This window comes from Pseudomonas spelaei (assembly GCF_009724245.1).
Classification (GTDB): domain Bacteria; phylum Pseudomonadota; class Gammaproteobacteria; order Pseudomonadales; family Pseudomonadaceae; genus Aquipseudomonas; species Aquipseudomonas spelaei.
The window spans coordinates 1-15,886 of record NZ_WNNK01000049.1 but is presented as its reverse complement, the minus strand read 5'-3'; the positions used below and the strand labels follow the sequence as shown (position 1 = coordinate 15,886).

The 15,886-nt window shown below is 60.0% G+C and carries 15 protein-coding genes; 4 read left to right on the top strand and 11 right to left on the bottom strand.

Annotated features, from left to right (window positions below):
* Window positions 1-128 precede the first annotated feature (128 nt).
* Window positions 129-1,379, top strand: a complete 1,251-nt coding sequence (locus tag GNF76_RS28810) for an OprD family porin (RefSeq protein ID WP_155586436.1) — start codon at window positions 129-131, stop codon at window positions 1,377-1,379.
* Between the two features lie 85 nt (window positions 1,380-1,464).
* Complete coding sequence (locus GNF76_RS28805) at window positions 1,465-2,364, top strand: polysaccharide deacetylase family protein (protein WP_155586435.1); 900 nt, start codon at window positions 1,465-1,467, stop codon at window positions 2,362-2,364.
* Window positions 2,365-2,367: 3 nt separating this feature from the next.
* On the opposite strand, the gene pcaC is transcribed toward GNF76_RS28805, so the two are convergent.
* From pcaC to pcaR, 11 genes are all read right to left on the bottom strand, one after another.
* On the bottom strand, window positions 2,368-2,760 hold the full coding sequence (pcaC, locus tag GNF76_RS28800) for a 4-carboxymuconolactone decarboxylase (RefSeq protein ID WP_178123646.1): 393 nt from the start codon (window positions 2,758-2,760) through the stop codon (window positions 2,368-2,370).
* 10 nt (window positions 2,761-2,770) lie between these two features.
* Window positions 2,771-3,562, bottom strand: coding sequence for a 3-oxoadipate enol-lactonase (pcaD, locus tag GNF76_RS28795; protein WP_178123645.1), 792 nt, complete (start codon window positions 3,560-3,562; stop codon window positions 2,771-2,773).
* Window positions 3,563-3,572: 10 nt separating this feature from the next.
* Window positions 3,573-4,937 (bottom strand): 3-carboxy-cis,cis-muconate cycloisomerase, encoded by a 1,365-nt coding sequence (locus tag GNF76_RS28790; RefSeq protein WP_155586433.1) that lies wholly within the window; start codon window positions 4,935-4,937, stop codon window positions 3,573-3,575.
* Between the two features lie 48 nt (window positions 4,938-4,985).
* Entirely contained in the window at window positions 4,986-6,281 is a 1,296-nt protein-coding gene (locus GNF76_RS28785) for an MFS family transporter (RefSeq protein WP_155586432.1), read from the bottom strand.
* A 186-nt stretch (window positions 6,282-6,467) separates the two neighbouring features.
* Window positions 6,468-7,034 carry a protocatechuate 3,4-dioxygenase subunit alpha gene (gene pcaG, locus GNF76_RS28780; protein WP_155586431.1) on the bottom strand — a complete coding sequence of 189 codons (567 nt, stop codon included), beginning with the start codon at window positions 7,032-7,034 and terminating at the stop codon, window positions 6,468-6,470.
* Window position 7,035: 1 nt separating this feature from the next.
* The gene (gene pcaH, locus GNF76_RS28775; protein ID WP_155586430.1) at window positions 7,036-7,740 is read right to left on the bottom strand and encodes a protocatechuate 3,4-dioxygenase subunit beta; all 705 of its coding nucleotides are present in this window, start codon (window positions 7,738-7,740) and stop codon (window positions 7,036-7,038) included.
* A gap of 28 nt (window positions 7,741-7,768) precedes the next feature.
* Entirely contained in the window at window positions 7,769-8,974 is a 1,206-nt protein-coding gene (gene pcaF, locus GNF76_RS28770) for a 3-oxoadipyl-CoA thiolase (protein ID WP_178123644.1), read from the bottom strand.
* On the bottom strand, window positions 8,971-9,750 hold the full coding sequence (locus tag GNF76_RS28765; protein WP_155586428.1) for a CoA-transferase subunit beta: 780 nt from the start codon (window positions 9,748-9,750) through the stop codon (window positions 8,971-8,973). The genes pcaF and GNF76_RS28765 overlap by 4 nt, the downstream gene beginning before the upstream one ends.
* Window positions 9,750-10,607 (bottom strand): CoA transferase subunit A, encoded by an 858-nt coding sequence (locus GNF76_RS28760; protein ID WP_155586427.1) that lies wholly within the window; start codon window positions 10,605-10,607, stop codon window positions 9,750-9,752. Before GNF76_RS28760 ends, GNF76_RS28765 begins: the two co-directional genes overlap by 1 nt.
* Window positions 10,608-10,754: 147 nt before the next feature.
* On the bottom strand, window positions 10,755-12,098 hold the full coding sequence (gene pcaK / locus GNF76_RS28755) for a 4-hydroxybenzoate transporter PcaK (protein ID WP_155586426.1): 1,344 nt from the start codon (window positions 12,096-12,098) through the stop codon (window positions 10,755-10,757).
* Window positions 12,099-12,262: 164 nt separating this feature from the next.
* A complete protein-coding gene (gene pcaR / locus GNF76_RS28750) occupies window positions 12,263-13,105 on the bottom strand; it encodes a pca regulon transcriptional regulator PcaR (RefSeq protein ID WP_155586425.1) in 843 nt (280 codons plus the stop codon).
* A gap of 675 nt (window positions 13,106-13,780) precedes the next feature.
* Between pcaR and GNF76_RS28745 the strand changes: the two genes are divergently transcribed.
* Both GNF76_RS28745 and GNF76_RS28740 read left to right on the top strand, forming a co-directional pair.
* Entirely contained in the window at window positions 13,781-13,981 is a 201-nt protein-coding gene (locus GNF76_RS28745; RefSeq protein WP_169357768.1) for a hypothetical protein, read from the top strand.
* Window positions 13,982-14,351: 370 nt separating this feature from the next.
* Complete coding sequence (locus GNF76_RS28740) at window positions 14,352-15,827, top strand: inorganic phosphate transporter (RefSeq protein ID WP_155586424.1); 1,476 nt, start codon at window positions 14,352-14,354, stop codon at window positions 15,825-15,827.
* The last annotated feature ends 59 nt before the right edge of the window (window positions 15,828-15,886 follow it).

Sequence of the window (15,886 nt, the reverse complement as noted above, 5' to 3'; positions counted from 1 at the left end):
CATGACTGCCCGCCCCGCGCTTTCCGGCTGACGACAGCCTCCCGGTTTCCCCAGGATTGAACCTTGTCTGCAACCCTCGTTGCGGCAACACCCTGCTTCATCCCTAACAATTAGAGAGACCCGACTCCATGAGCACCCTCCCCGCCCGCCAGTTGTTGTTGGCCACCGCCGTCGCCAGCCTCGCGCTTCCGGCCATGGCCGAAGAACACGGTTTCCTGGAAGACGCCAGCGCCAACCTCAACCTGCGCAATTTCTTCTTCAACCGTAATTACACCAACCCGACCAAGGCCCAGGGCGGTGCGCAGGAGTGGACGCAAAGTTTCATCCTCGACGCCAAGTCAGGCTTTACCCAAGGCACGGTAGGCTTGGGCGTGGACGTGCTGGGGTTGTACTCGTTGAAACTGGATGGCGGGCGCGGTACCGGCGGTACCCAGCTATTGCCGCTGGACCATGACGGGCGACCTGCCGATGACTTCGGGCGCCTTGGGGTGGCATTCAAGGCCCGGATATCGAAGACCGAAGTGAAGGTAGGTGAATGGATGCCCGTGCTACCGATCCTCCGCTCCGATGATGGTCGCTCACTGCCACAAACCTTGCGTGGCGGGCAGATCACCTCCAAAGAGATCGACGGCCTGACCCTCTACGGTGGCCAGTTCCGCGCCAACAGCCCGCGGGACGACAGCAGCATGACCGACATGTCGATGTTCGGTAAAACGGCGTTCACCTCGGACCGCTTCAACTTCCAGGGCGCGGAATACGCCTTCAATGACAAGCGCACACAGGTCGGGGTGTGGAACGCCCAACTCAAGGACATCTACAGCCAGCAATACCTCAACCTGATCCACAGCCAGCCTGTGGGCGACTGGACCCTGGGTGCCAACCTCGGGTTCTTCTACGGCAAAGACGACGGCAGCGCCCGCGCCGGCAGACTGGACAACAAGACCTGGTCCGGCCTGTTCTCGGCCAAATACGGTGGCAACACCTTCTACGTCGGCCTGCAAAAACTCACCGGCAACAGCGCCTGGATGCGAGTCAATGGCACCAGCGGCGGCACCCTGGCCAACGACAGCTACAACGCCAGCTACGACAACGCCCAAGAGAAATCCTGGCAAGTGCGCCACGACTACAATTTTGCGGCTCTCGGCGTTCCAGGCCTGACGGTGATGAACCGCTATCTCAGCGGCAGCAACGTGCACAGCGGCACCGTGACCGACGGCAAGGAATGGGGCCGGGAAAGCGAAGTGGCCTATACGGTGCAAAGCGGCACCTTGAAAAACCTCAACGTACGGCTGCGCAATTCCAGCATGCGCCGCGACTACAACAACAATGAGTTTGATGAAAACCGGTTAATCGTCAGCTATCCGATAAGTCTGCTGTAAACCCACGGCAGCCATGCGGTATGGTGCGCGCCTGCCGCTGCTGAGCTGACTCAGCGGCGGTCTCCCGACGAGCCCGGCCTACACCATGAAATTCTTCGCCCTTACGTCCGCCCTGCTTGCCCTTGTCTTGAGCCTCAGCGGCTGCATCAGCGCCCCCATCGCCCTGACACCACAGACCGAACAACGCCTGCAAGCTCAGGCGCCGATCCGTTTTCTACTGACCTTCGATGATGGCCCCAGTGCCTCGGGCTATAACAACCCGAGCCGTTCGGTGGTCGCTGATCTGGCCAACAATCCGGTGTTACCAGGCATCAAAGCGGTGTTTTTCCTACAAACCGAAGCGTCCCGCTCAGGCGGCAGCCCCCGGGGTCGCAAGACCATGGAGCGTGAATACGCAGCGGGACATATCCTGGCGTTCCACACCGCCACGGCGTTTCATACCAACCACCGCTGGCTGAACGACGCGGAGCTTGAACGCACCCTCACTCAGGGCTCGACCGATATTGCCTCGATCACCGGTGCGCTGCCCACCTTGGTGCGCCCACCGTTCTGGAACTACGACCGACGCACCTTCGCCGCCTACCAGCGCCACGGTATGCACGTATTGCTGACGGATTTAAGCGCCAATGACGGCAAGATCTGGGGCTTCAATGGCAGCCCGCGTCGACGGGCCAATCTGTATCGGCAACTGTCGGTGGTACGCGAACGTATCGCCCTGGGAGAGTTGCCGACGGTGGACGGTGTGATACCGGTGGTCGTGACGTTCCACGATATCAACCGCTACACCGCACGGCATCTGCAGGAGTACTTGCAGATCCTGATGGACAGCGCCCGGATCAACGGTATGAAGACGGCAGCCGAGCCGTTCTACACCGACCGTTCGGCACTGGAACGGGGCGCCCTGGCCCGCACGGTGAAGGACATCAACGAAGTGGTGCACCTGCCGGGTGTGTGGAATTGGGTGTGGGACGCCGACTCGAACTAAGCCTCATTCCCGCGACTCCACCCCCAACTCATCCCACACCGACTCCGCCAGATGAAACGTCGCATTGGCCGCCGGAATCCCGCAGTAAATAGCGCTCTGCATCAGCACTTCCTTGATCTCGGCCCGGGTCACGCCATTGCTGGCCGCGGCCCGCAGGTGCAACTTCAACTCTTCACTGCGGTTCATGCCGATCAGCATGGCGATGGTGATCAGGCTACGGGTGTGCCGGGGCAAGCCCGGGCGGGTCCAGATATCACCCCAGGCATGGCGGGTGATCATTTCCTGGAACTCGGCATTGAACTCGGTCAGGGCATTCAGGCTACGGTCGACATGCGCATCACCCAGCACTTCGCGACGCACCTGCAGGCCATCGGCGTAACGTTGTTTCTCGTCCACGAAAGACTCCTCAGCGGGCTAACAGAAATTCCAGCACCCGGTCGCTGAACGCGGCACCGGCTTGCACGTTGGAGAGGTGCGCGGCGTAGAACTCGGCGTACTCGGCGCCCTGCACATGGGCCTGGATAAAATGACCACCGGACGGCGGCGTGACCGCGTCTTCGGTACCGGCAATCACCAGCGTCGGCGTCTTGATCGACGATAACTGCTCACGGAAATCGGCGTCACGTACCGCCGCACAGTTGGCGGCATAACCTTGAGGCGATGTGGCCGCGAGCATGTCGGTGATCAACTTGGCCTGGCCAGGATTGGCCTCGGCAAAATCGGCGGTAAACCAGCGGGCAATCGAGGCATCGCGCAACGCGACCATCGCTACCGGGCCGTCGCGCAGGACCATTTCAATCCGAGGGTTCCACACCTCAGGTGTACCGATCTTCGCCGCCGTATTGCACACCACCAGACGCTTGAGGCGTTCACCGGCGTTGATGCCCAACCACTGCCCAATCAGCCCTCCCATGGACAGCCCACAGAAATGCGCCCGTTCGATATGCAGCGCATCCAGCAGCGCTAAAACATCCTGGCCCAGTTGTTCAATGCTGTAGGGACCCTCGGTGACCAGGGATTTGCCATGCCCACGGGTGTCGAAACGCAGCACCCGAAAATGCTCTGCGAAGGCGGAAATCTGGATATCCCACATGTGCAGGTCAGTGCCCAATGAGTTGGACAGCACCAATACCGGCGCGCCTTCAGGGCCATCCAGTTGGTAGTTCAGTTCGCCATCGGCGAGTTGTACAAATCCCACAGCAGCCTCCTCAGGCAATCAATGCAACATGTTCGGCAACCGCGCGTGTAACCCAGGTGCGGGCCTGGCCCAGGTAATGCGCCGGGTCCAACAGGCGATCAAGTTCGTCGGACGAGAGTTCGGCAGTCACTTGTGGCTCATCGGCGAGCACCGCACGCAGATGGCGATGTTCGGCAACTGCACGCTTGCAGCACTGCTCCAATAAATGGTGCGCGGTCTCACGGCCCAGGCGCTGGGCAAGGACGATGCTGACGGCTTCGGCCAGCACCAGGCCTTGTGTCAGGTCGAGGTTTTGCGCCATGCGTTCGGCGTCCACCTCCAAGCCTTCGCTCACCAGTAGCGCCTGATGCAAGGCACCGGACACCAGCCGGCAAATCTGCGGCAGGGTTTCCCATTCTGCGTGCCACAGGCCGAGGCTACGCTCGTGCTCCTGGGGCATGGCGCTGAACATCGTCGCCACCAGGCCGGGGACACGGGTCGCGGCACTGATCAACACAGCGGCGCCCACCGGATTACGCTTATGGGGCATGGTCGAGGAACCACCCTTGCCGGGAGCCGACGGTTCGAAAACCTCTGCGGCTTCGGTCTGCATCAGCAGGCTGATATCCCGGCCCAGTTTGCCCAGGCTGCCAGCGATCAAACCAAGTACCGAGGCAAACTCCACCAGGCGATCACGCTGGGTATGCCAAGGCTGCTCCGGCAAGCTCAGTTGCAACTCGGCGGCCAACGCTTCAGCCACAGGCATCGCCTGCTCGCCCAAGGCCGCCAGGGTTCCGGAGGCGCCGCCAAATTGCAGCACCAGCAAGCGCGGCTTGAGTTCTGCGAGCCGTTGTCGGCTACGGGTCACCGCGCCTAGCCAACCGGCGATTTTCATGCCCAGAGTGACGGGCGTCGCATGCTGCAACCAGGTGCGGCCCGCCAATGGAATCGCGGCATAACGTACCGCCTGTGCCGCAAGGATTTCCCCCAGGCGTGACAGGTCGCTTTCGATCAGCGCCACGGCATTGCGCACTTGCAGCACCAGGCCGGTGTCCATCACATCCTGGCTGGTGGCGCCCAAGTGCACATAACGTTCGGCACCGGCATCTTCGGTGGCAATCAGCTTGCCCAGGGCCTTGACCAACGGAATCGCCGAATTCCCTGCCGTAGTAATCGCCTCACCGAGGGCATCAACATCGTAGAGCGACGCCAGGCATGCCTGGGCAATGGGCGCGACGGCCGCTTGCGGAATCACCCCCACCTGAGCCTCGGCCCGAGCCAGCGCGGCTTCAAAATCCAGCATGCCCTGCAAGCGCCCTTGATCGCAGAACACCTCGGCCATGCTATTGGCCGTGAAATAGGCGTCGAACAACTGATTGCTCGTGCGCAGTGTCATAAACCATCCCCAGGTGGCGCATGCCTTCCAGAGGCATGCGCCGACCGTTTACAGATCGTGGTGCAAATACGCCGCCTGTTTCGGCAGGCGCAAGCTGAACAGGAAGGCCACCGCCATCATGCCGGTGACGTACCAATAGAAGGTGTTTTCCATACCGATTGTTTTCAGCCCCAGTGCGACGTATTCCGCCGAACCACCGAAGATCGCGTTAGCCACCGCATAGGCCAGGCCCACACCCAGCGCACGTATTTGTGGCGGGAACATTTCCGCTTTCACCAGGCCGCTGATGGAGGTGTAGAAACTGACAATGGCCAGGGCCAGCGTGATCAGCACAAAGGCCAGGAACGGACTGCTGACGGTTTTCAAGGTCAACAGGATGGGCACGGTGAACAACGTCCCCAGGGCACCGAACCACAGCATCGAATTACGCCGGCCGATCTTGTCCGCCAACATGCCGAACACCGGTTGCATGCACATGTAGAAGAACAACGCGCCGGTCATGATGTAGCTGGCCGTCTTGGCGTGCATCCCGGCGGTGTTCACCAGGTACTTCTGCATGTAGGTGGTAAAGGTGTAGAAAATCAGCGAACCGCCGGCGGTGTAGCCGAGCACGGTGATGAAGGCGGCCTTGTGGTCGCGGAACAACGCGGCAATGCTGCCGGCGTCTTTGTCTTCACGCATTTCCTTGCTGGTGGTTTCTTTCAGCGTGCGACGCAGCAACAGCGAAATCACCGCCGCAATGGCGCCGATCACGAATGGAATCCGCCAGCCCCAGGCCCGTAGCTCTTCTTCGGTGAGGATCTGTTGCAGGATAACCACCACCAACACCGCCAACAGTTGCCCGCCGATCAAGGTGACGTATTGGAACGAGGCGAAGAAACCGCGTTGGCCCTTGAGGGCGACTTCACTCATGTAGGTCGCAGTGGTGCCATATTCCCCGCCGACCGAAAGCCCTTGGAACAGCCGCGCCACCAGCAGCAAGGCCGGGGCCCAGGCGCCGATGTCTTTATAGGTGGGCAAAAAGGCGATGACCAGTGAGCCGGCGCACATCATCAGCACCGAGATCATCATGGAGTTTTTGCGACCATGCTTGTCGGCCACCCGGCCAAACAGCCAGCCACCAATGGGACGCATCAGGAAGCCGGCGGCGAAGACACCGGCAGTGTTGAGCAGTTGAACCGTGGGATCGTCCGAGGGGAAAAACGCCGGGGCGAAGTAGATGGCGCAGAAGGCATAGACATAGAAGTCGAACCATTCGACCAGGTTGCCGGAGGACGCACCGACGATGGCAAAAATCCGTTTGCTGCGCTCTTCTCCGGTGTAGTGACTCGTTTTTGTTGTCATGGTTTTTCACTCAGTGGGAACGGTTATAGCCTAGACATACTTTGCAACAACCATGTTCCGCAAGCAGACTTTTGGATATTTGTTGCCTGAGCGGGCCTCATCGCAGGCAAGCCAGCTCCCACATCTGACGGTATTCACATATCAACATGTGGGAGCGGGCTTGCCCGCGATAAATTTCAAGCCCACTCAATAATCAAAGAACACCGTCTCTTCGTCTGTGCCCTGCAAGATCACATTCCACTGATACACACCCTGCGCATCCGCCTTGGCAATCAAGGTGTTCCGCCGCTCCTCGGGCACACACGCCAACAACGAGTCATCCCCGTTCGCCGCCTCACCGTCAAAATAAATCCGCGTCAGCAAATGCTTCACCAGCCCACGGGCAAACACCAGTACCACCAAGTGCGGTGCCTGAGTCGTACCTTTCAACCCCGGCACGCTGCCCGGCTTGATCGTGGTAAACCGAAACCGCCCTTGCGCGTCCACAGGCACCCGGCCAAAACCTTCGAAGTTCGGGTCCAGCGCTTTGTCCTGCTCATCCTCAGGGTGGTCATATTTGCCGGCAGCATTGGCCTGCCAGACTTCCAGCATGGCGTCGTTGACGAAGTCGCCATTGCCGTCCACCACTTGCCCGGTGATCGCCACGCGTTCGCCCAGGGTTTCGGGAACGGTCAGGTCTTCGCGGTTCAGCCAGGTCAGGCCGATGTGGTAATAGGGCCCGACGGTGTGGGACGTAGTCGCGTTGAGGGTCATCTCATTTCTCCATCGGCGTGGCATCGCGGCCGCGCAGGACGATGTCCCAGCGGTAGCCGAGGGCATAGTGCGGAATGGTTTTTTCCAGGTCGAAACTGGCAATCAAGCGTTCCTTGGCGGACGTGTCCGGGACGCAGTTGTAGATCGGGTCGTAGGCCAGCAGCGGGTCGCCCGGGAAATACATCTGGGTGACCAAACGCGTCAGCACACTGGGACCGAACAGCGAGAAGTGAATGTGCGCCGGGCGCCAGGCATTGTGATGGTTGCCCCACGGGTAGGCGCCGGGCTTGATGGTCTGAAACTGGTACCAGCCGTCAGCGTCAGTGACAGTGCGGCCGGTGCCCGTGAAATTCGGGTCCAGTGGCGCATCGTGCACATCGCGCTGGTGGTTGTAACGGCCAGCGGCGTTGGCCTGCCAGATTTCCACCAGGATACCGGGAACGGGCAAGCCGTTTTCATCCAGCACGCGGCCATGAATGATGATGCGTTCGCCCTGAGGCTCGCCGGCGTGTTGGGCGGTCAGGTCGTTGTCCTTCTCTTGCAGGTATTCGGCGCCGATCGTCGGGCCGGTGATTTCCGACAAGGAATGGGGCAGAAACACCAACGGCTTGGACGGCGAACGCAGGTTCGTCGACTGATAGGCCGGGTGCAGGTAGTCAGGCTGAGTACCCGCTTGCGGGCGCCGATAACCGGGCTTGTCACTCATGAATCAATCCTCGTTTTTCTTATGGTTCTCAGACGCGCTCAATGGCCAGCGCCAGGCCTTGGCCAACGCCGACACACATGGTCGCCAGGCCTTTGCTGCCGCCGGTTTTCTCAAGCTGATGCAAGGCCGTCAGTACCAGACGCGCACCGCTCATACCCAGCGGATGGCCGAGGGCGATAGCGCCGCCATTCGGGTTGACCTGAGGCGCGTCATCCGCGATACCCAATTCACGCAGCACCGCCAGGCCTTGGCTGGCGAAGGCTTCGTTGAGTTCGATCACATCAAAATCGGTGACGGCCAGGCCCAGGCGTTCCACCAGTTTGCGTACGGCGGGCACGGGACCGATGCCCATCACACGCGGAGCGACACCGGCGCTGGCCATGCCCAATACGCGGGCACGGGCAGTCAGGCCGTGCTTTTTCACTGCCTCGGCAGACGCAAGGATCAACGCAGCCGCGCCATCGTTCACACCAGAGGCATTGCCGGCAGTGACCGTCTTGTCCGGGCCATTGACCGGTTTGAGTTTGGTCAACGCCTCCAGCGTGGTATCGGCACGTGGATGCTCATCCTGCTCAACCACGGTTTCGCCCTTTTTATGGGCAACACGTACCGGCACAATTTCGTCGGCGAAGAACCCGGCAGCTTGTGCGGCAGCGGTACGTTGCTGGCTGCGCAAGGCGAAGGCGTCCTGATCGGCACGGGAGACTTTATAGTCATCAGCGACATTGTCGGCGGTCTGTGGCATCGCATCCACGCCGTACTGGGCCTTCATCAACGGGTTGATAAAACGCCAGCCGATGGTGGTGTCTTCCAGCTTCATGTTGCGCGAGAACGCAGCATCGGCCTTGCCCATGACGAACGGCGCGCGGGACATCGACTCGACGCCCCCGGCAATCGCCAGCTCCATCTCACCACTGGCAATCGCGCGGAACGCGGTGCCAATGGCGTCCATGCCCGAAGCACACAGGCGATTGAGGGTCACGCCGGGAATGCTTTCCGGCAGGCCGGCCAGCAGCAGCGCCATGCGGGCAACGTTGCGGTTGTCTTCGCCGGCCTGGTTGGCGCAACCAAGGAAGACTTCGTCGACAGCGCTCCAGTCCACGGACGGGTTACGCTCCATCAGGGCCTTGATCGGCAGTGCAGCCAGGTCATCGGTACGCACGGTGGACAACCCGCCGCCGAAACGGCCGATGGGGGTACGAATGGCGTCACAGATAAATACGTCGCGCATCACGCATCTCCAGGGGTTTGGCCATGGGCGGCGGCCGTGCGGGCTTCAAGATCGCGCAGGGCGGTCAGTTCGACTTCGGTGGGTTCGGCGCTGGTGCTGACCTGGTCGGCAAAACGAATCGCCCAGCCGGTGGCCGCTACTACTTGCTCACGAGTCACGCCTGGGTGCAACGCGGTGACCACGAACTCGTGACTGCCCGCCTCCGGTTCCATGATGCACAGGTCGGTAATGATTCCTACCGGTCCTGCGCCTGGCAGACCGAGGCGCTTGCGCGAGTCGCCGCCTTCGCCGTGGCCCACCGAGGTGATGAAGTCGAGCTTGTCGACAAACGACCGCGCCGACTGTTTGAGGATGATCAACACGCTCTTCGCGGAGCCGGCAATCTCCGGAGCACCACCGGCACCCGGCAGGCGTACCTTGGGTTGGTGGTAATCACCGACCACGGTGGTGTTGATATTGCCGAAACGGTCGACCTGGGCCGCGCCGAGGAAGCCGACATCGATACGCCCGCCCTGCAACCAGTAGCGAAAGATCTCACCGGTGGGGACGACGGTGTCAGCGGTTTCCGCCAGTTCTCCGTCACCAATGGACAGCGGCAACACCGAAGGCTTCGCGCCAATCGGGCCCGACTCGTAGATCAGCACCACATCCGGCGACGACGTCAGGCGGGCCAGGTTGGCCGCCTTGGACGGCAGGCCGATGCCGACGAAGCATACCGAGCCATTCTTCAGACGGCGCGCGGCGGCGACGGTCATCATTTCGTTGGTTGAGTAAGCCATTACTTGGCCTCCTGCGCGGCAGCCAGCTTGGCCTGGAATTCACGGAAGTCGGCGGTGCCGTGGATGTATTCGTCGATCCAGGCGGTAAAAGTCCCACGGTCCCGAGCGATCGGGTCCCAGGCTTGATAGAAACGGTTATCGCGCTCGGTGTAACCGTGAGCGTAGGACGGATGTGCACCACCGGGTACGTGGCAAACGGCGGTCAGGGCCCATGTCGGCAGCACGCAGGCGTTCATCGGTGCGTTCAAGTCATCGACGATTTCTTCGACGGTGACGATGCAGCGCTTGGCTGCCAAAGCCGCTTCCTTCTGCACCCCGAGAATGCCCCAAAGCAGCACGTTGCCCTTGCGGTCAGCCTTCTGTGCGTGGATCACGGTGATGTCCGGGCGCACCGACGGCACCGCTGCCAGCACTTCACCGGTGAACGGGCAGGTCACGGTCTTGATCAGAGGATTGACCTTGGGCAGGTCGGAACCGGCATAAGCCCGCAACACCGCGAAGGGCAAGCCGGACGCACCAGCAACATAGGCATTGGCCAGGTCGGCGTGACTGTGCTCTTCGATCTCCAGCGGCTGTGGCCATTGCTTCTCTACCGCATCCCGCAGGCGATGCAGGGAGCCCACGCCAGGGTTGCCGCCCCAGGAGAAAATCAACTTGCGTGCGCAGCCGGCCCCGATCAGTTGGTCGTAGATCAGGTCGGGAGTCATGCGTACCAGGGTCAGGTCTTTCTTGCCCTGACGAATGATTTCATGACCTGCCGCCGTAGGAATCAGGTGGGTGAAGCCTTCGAGCGCGACGGTATCGCCGTCATTGACGAACTGCTTCACCGCATCAGCCAGCGATAGGATTTCAGCCATGGGGTTGGGCTCCCGGTTGGATCGAAAAAGGCGCTGTGGACGGCGCCGAAGTGCTTGAAGATTAAGCCGGGAGAAAAGGCCAAACAATCCGATAATCGACTGAGTGTTCGATTATCGAACGGATTGTTGGCAAGCTATCGATTACTGTCAGGTCGCATCCGCATGGCTGACCATGCCCTTGATCACCACTGCCGCGGTTGCCACTGCCGCCGGGATCACCAACGCGGTCAGCACTTGCTCGAAGTTCCAACCCAGGCCCAATAAGGTCGCGCCCATCCACGCGCCGAGAATCGCACCAAAACGGCCGATACCGAGCATCCATGACACCCCTGTGGCTCGCCCCTGGGTCGGGTAGAACCGCGCGGCGAGAGACGGCATGGCCGATTGCGCCCCGTTGACACACATGCCGGCGATCAGCACCAGGGTCGCCAGCAAGGTGATGTTGCCCAGGCTCTGCCCCACTGCGTAGGCAAATACCCCGGCCAGCAAATAGAAGATGCCGATGACTTTGTGGGGATTGAACCGGTCCATCGCCCAGCCAACGCCAACAGCGCTCAATACACCGCCAAACTGGAACAGCGCGCCAATAAACGCGGCCTGCTCCATGCTCGCACCACTGTCGCGCATCAGGGTTGGCAGCCAACTGGTCAGCAGGTAAACGATCACCAGGCCCATGAAGTACGTCAGCCACAGCAACAGGGTACCGGCGCTGTAGGTACCGGAGAAGATCACCGCAAACACGTTGCGGGCCTTGACGGTTTTCTGCTCGGGGACACTGAAGCTGGACGCTTGGGCGACGATGCCCGGTTCGATGGGCGACAACGTTTTGCGCACCCTGTCAGTGCCCCGATTGCGCACCACCAGATAACGGGCCGACTCTGGCAGCCACACCAGCAACACCACCACCAGGATCAACGGCAAGATGCCGCCGATCATCAACAGACTGTGCCAGCCAAAGGCAGGAATCAGCTTGGCCGAGATAAACCCGCCGCCAGCCATGCCCAGGTTGAAGCCGCAAAACATGCTGGTAACCAGCAGCGACTTATGACGTTCCGGGGTGTACTCCGAGAGCAAAGTCGTGGCATTCGGCATACCCGCCCCAAGACCCAGGCCCGTCAGGAAACGCAGCACCAACAGTTGATCAACGTTGCTGCTGTAGGCCGACGCCAGGCTGAAAGCGCCAAACACCAGCACCGCCCCCACCAACACTACTTTGCGGCCAAAGCGGTCGGCCAACGGGCCGGAACCCAGGGCACCGAACACCATGCCGATCAACGCGGCACTCATTACCGGGCCCAGGCTGGCACGGTCGATACCCCAATCCTGAGACAGCGCCGGCGCGATAAAGCCCATGGCTGCCGTGTCGAGGCCGTCGAGGAAGACAATCAGGAAACACAGGATCACCACTCGCCACTGATAGCGCGACAGCGGCTGAGCATTGATGAAGGACTGAACGTCCAGGCAAGTGCCGACAGAAGAAGGCTGATTCATTGTTTTTATTTCCACACCAAGGGCGGGCGAACGAGGCTGAGCCTCATCATCATTATCGGGGCGCTATTTGAGCCATCGCGGTCAAATGCGCTGCCGCGACATTAATAAGGCAGAGGAAACACCGTCAATTCATCAAACCGAGATATGGGCGTTTACCGAACAACTTAAGCAAATAGCTGAGCGCTCAGTTCCCGGCTGGCACTGAGCATGCTCGGCAGGAAACGTTGCTCCAACTCGCTGCGGCTGACCCGTCCGGCATGGGTGCTGACATTCAGCGCGGCCAGCACCTGGCCCGAGGCGTCATACACCGGTACGGCAATGGAGCGCAGGCCTTGCTCCAGCTCCTGGTCGACGATGCACCAGCCCTGCTGACGCACTTGTTGCAGACATTCGAGCAAGGCTTGAGGCGTGCTGACGGTACGGCTGGTCTTGGTTTGCAGGTCGGCGTGATCGAGGTAGTCCTGCAGCGAGGCATCATCGAGCGCCGCCAACAGGATCCGGCCCATGGACGTGCAATAAGCCGGCAAGCGCCCGCCCACGGACAGGTCGACGGAGATCAGTCGCTGAGTGGTGGCCGAACGGGCGATATACAGGATGTCGTCGCCTTCCAGAGTCGCCATGTTGCAGGCTTCATGAAGCTGCTCGCTCATGCGGTCCAGATAAGGCTGAGCGGAAACCGCCAAGGGTGTAGAGGACAGATAGGCATGGCCAAGGGTCAGGACCTTGGGCAACAACGAATAGGTGCGTCCATCGGTGGTGGCATAGCCAAGTTTGATCAAGGTATGCAGGCAACGGCGCACGGCGGCGCGAGGAATTTCCGTGCGATGGCTGATCTGGGCGATGGTCAGGTGGCGCTTGCGCTCCTGGAATGCCTGCACCACTGCCAGGCCACGGGCCAGAGAGGTCATGAAATCCGGATCACCGGTGAACGCCTGGATACGCTTGGCAGGAGAGGCAACGATCGGTGGCGCCACTGACGCGAATGAGTTGCGCAATTGATCGTTCATTTCAGGTCCTTCTCAAGGTTCAACCGCTATTACAAGCCGCCTGGCAATCGATACACAAGGCGGGGCCGCCAACATTGGGCGATTATCGGACGATCATTCGATAATCGCAATTTCCCGCCGCCTCCTTTTTTCAGATCAGAGCGATCAGTTCAGCACCACCGAGGTTGAAGCCACTCGACTCTTCAAGTCAGCAGCTTGATGAATGAAGTTGTCGCCTGAACTGCGCTTGCCGAAGAATAAGCAAGTACGGCACTCGAACTTTGGAAATACCCACCTGTATACGTAACAAAACTCTCACACAAAGTTGACGATTTTTAACTTGCCGGTGATAGTGTTATTCAAATGCATCGCTATAATGCAGCCTGCGAGGATGTAGATGGGTTTCAAGCCCCGTACCCTTTTCTCGTAGGCCGTGCACCTGCTTTGTGCACGCATCGTCGCAAGTACCTGACACTCATTTCAAATGCTTGCCTATTACTGCGACCTGAAAGAAAACTGTTGCTACGACAGCTGTTCTTTTCCGGTGCCGTGGCCGCATGCAATAAAGAAGAAGTGGCTTATCGTGTATACCTTCAAGCACTGAGCAGCCTGGCTGTTCAATATGATGGGAACCCGAAAGCGACTTTTCGGCATCGCGCAGCACTGGAATCAAACTCAACTCAATTAGGTAATAATGTGACGAAAGACGAACTGCGCGCAGAACTTGAGCGCCAGGAACAACGTTACAAGGATGTTTACGGCGGGGAAGTCACCACCTACGCCGCCCAGCCGGAACCTGAGCGCAAACCATGGCGCAAACGGGCCAGTCTGCTGGACCAGGCATTTGCCCAGGAAATTCAAAAGATCGAACAGGACCTCAAAACCGAAGAGCCATAAGCGCTTCGGGTTGAGCCGTCAGGGTTTGCCACCTCCTCGCCAACGCACGGCTGGCCGGGAGGGCACCCCGTTCGCACCTTTATATCGGCCCTCACAACGTCTTTGGCCAACCCTCCAACAGGTGCTCACTCCTGTCTTGTCGAAATTTCATACGATTGTTTCAGACGCTATCCCGATCCCCTCCACACCCCGACAGACCAAGCCCTGGCCTTATAAATCAATAACTTGCCAAAGCCCCGTAAACCCTGGGATGCGCTCCCTTCCCACAAACTTTTTCGTTGAAGAATGTTACCGATGAGCAGCTAGTGCATCGATTACCAAGGTTTTCTGGCATAATCGCGCCCCCTTACGACCGGGTCAGAAAACCTTCATGATCGATTTATTCAGCGGACTGGATGCTTGGGTTCTAGTGAGCCTGTTGCTCGCCCTGGCCTTTGTCCTCGCCTTCGAGTTCATCAATGGCTTTCATGACACCGCTAACGCGGTGGCCACAGTCATCTATACCAAAGCCATGCCACCCCATCTGGCCGTGTTCTTCTCCGGGGTATTCAACTTCCTCGGCGTATTGCTCGGCGGCGTCGGTGTTGCCTATGCCATCGTGCACTTGCTGCCGGTGGAATTGCTGATCAATGTGAATACCGGCCACGGCTTGGCCATGGTCTTCTCATTGTTGGCGGCGGCAATCACTTGGAACCTGGGCACCTGGTATTTCGGGATCCCGGCGTCCAGTTCCCACACCCTGATCGGCTCGATCCTCGGTGTCGGCCTGGCCAACGCCTTGATCAACGACATCCCACTGGCTGATGGGGTCAACTGGCAGAAGGCCGTGGATATCGGCGCCTCGCTGGTGTTCTCGCCGATGGCCGGCTTCCTCGTGGCCGCTCTGGTGTTGATCGGCCTGAAATGGTGGCGTCCGCTGTCCAAGATGCACAAGACCCCGGACCAACGCCGCAAGCTGGACGACAAGAAGCACCCGCCGTTCTGGAACCGCCTGGTGCTGGTGATTTCCGCCATGGCCGTGAGCTTCGTGCACGGTTCCAATGACGGTCAGAAAGGTATCGGCCTGATCATGCTGGTGCTGATTGGTATCGTGCCCGCGCAGTTCGTACTCGATCTGGGCAGCACCACTTACCAGATCGAGCGCACCCGTGACGCCACCCTGCACCTCAATCAGTTTTACCAGCGTAACCACGAAACCCTCGGCGAATTCCTTGCCTTGGGCAAAAGTGTCAAAGACGACCTGCCTGGCAAGTTCCGTTGCAACCCGCAACAGACCGAACCCACCATCAACGCCCTGCTCGGTACATTGAAGGGTGTCTCCGACTACCATTCTCTGACCTCCGATCACCGCATTGAAGTGCGTCGCTACCTGCTCTGCCTGGACGACACGGCGAAGAAAGTCGGCAAGTTGCCAGGCCTTGATGCCCGTGAGAAGTCCGACCTGGACAAACTGCGCAAAGACCTGACCGCCACCACCGAATACGCTCCATTCTGGGTGATCCTGGCTGTGGCGCTGGCCCTTGGCCTGGGCACCATGGTCGGTTGGAAGCGTGTGGTACTGACCATTGGCGAGAAGATCGGCAAGCAAGGCATGACCTATTCCCAGGGCATGTCGGCGCAGATCACGACCGCCACTATGATTGGCCTGGCCAACATCTACAGCCTGCCGGTTTCGACCACTCACGTATTGTCGTCGGGTGTGGCCGGGACCATGGTGGCCAACAAGAGTGGGCTGCAAGGCGGTACGGTGAAGACCATTCTGATGGCTTGGGTGCTGACGCTGCCGGCGACTGTGGCCTTGTCGGCCGGGTTGTTCTGGTTGGCTTCCAAGGCGCTGGGGAGCTGATCGTTCGGCTGTGATAAAAGAGGTGCGACCTGTGAGGGTCGTGCCTTTTTTTATGCTTG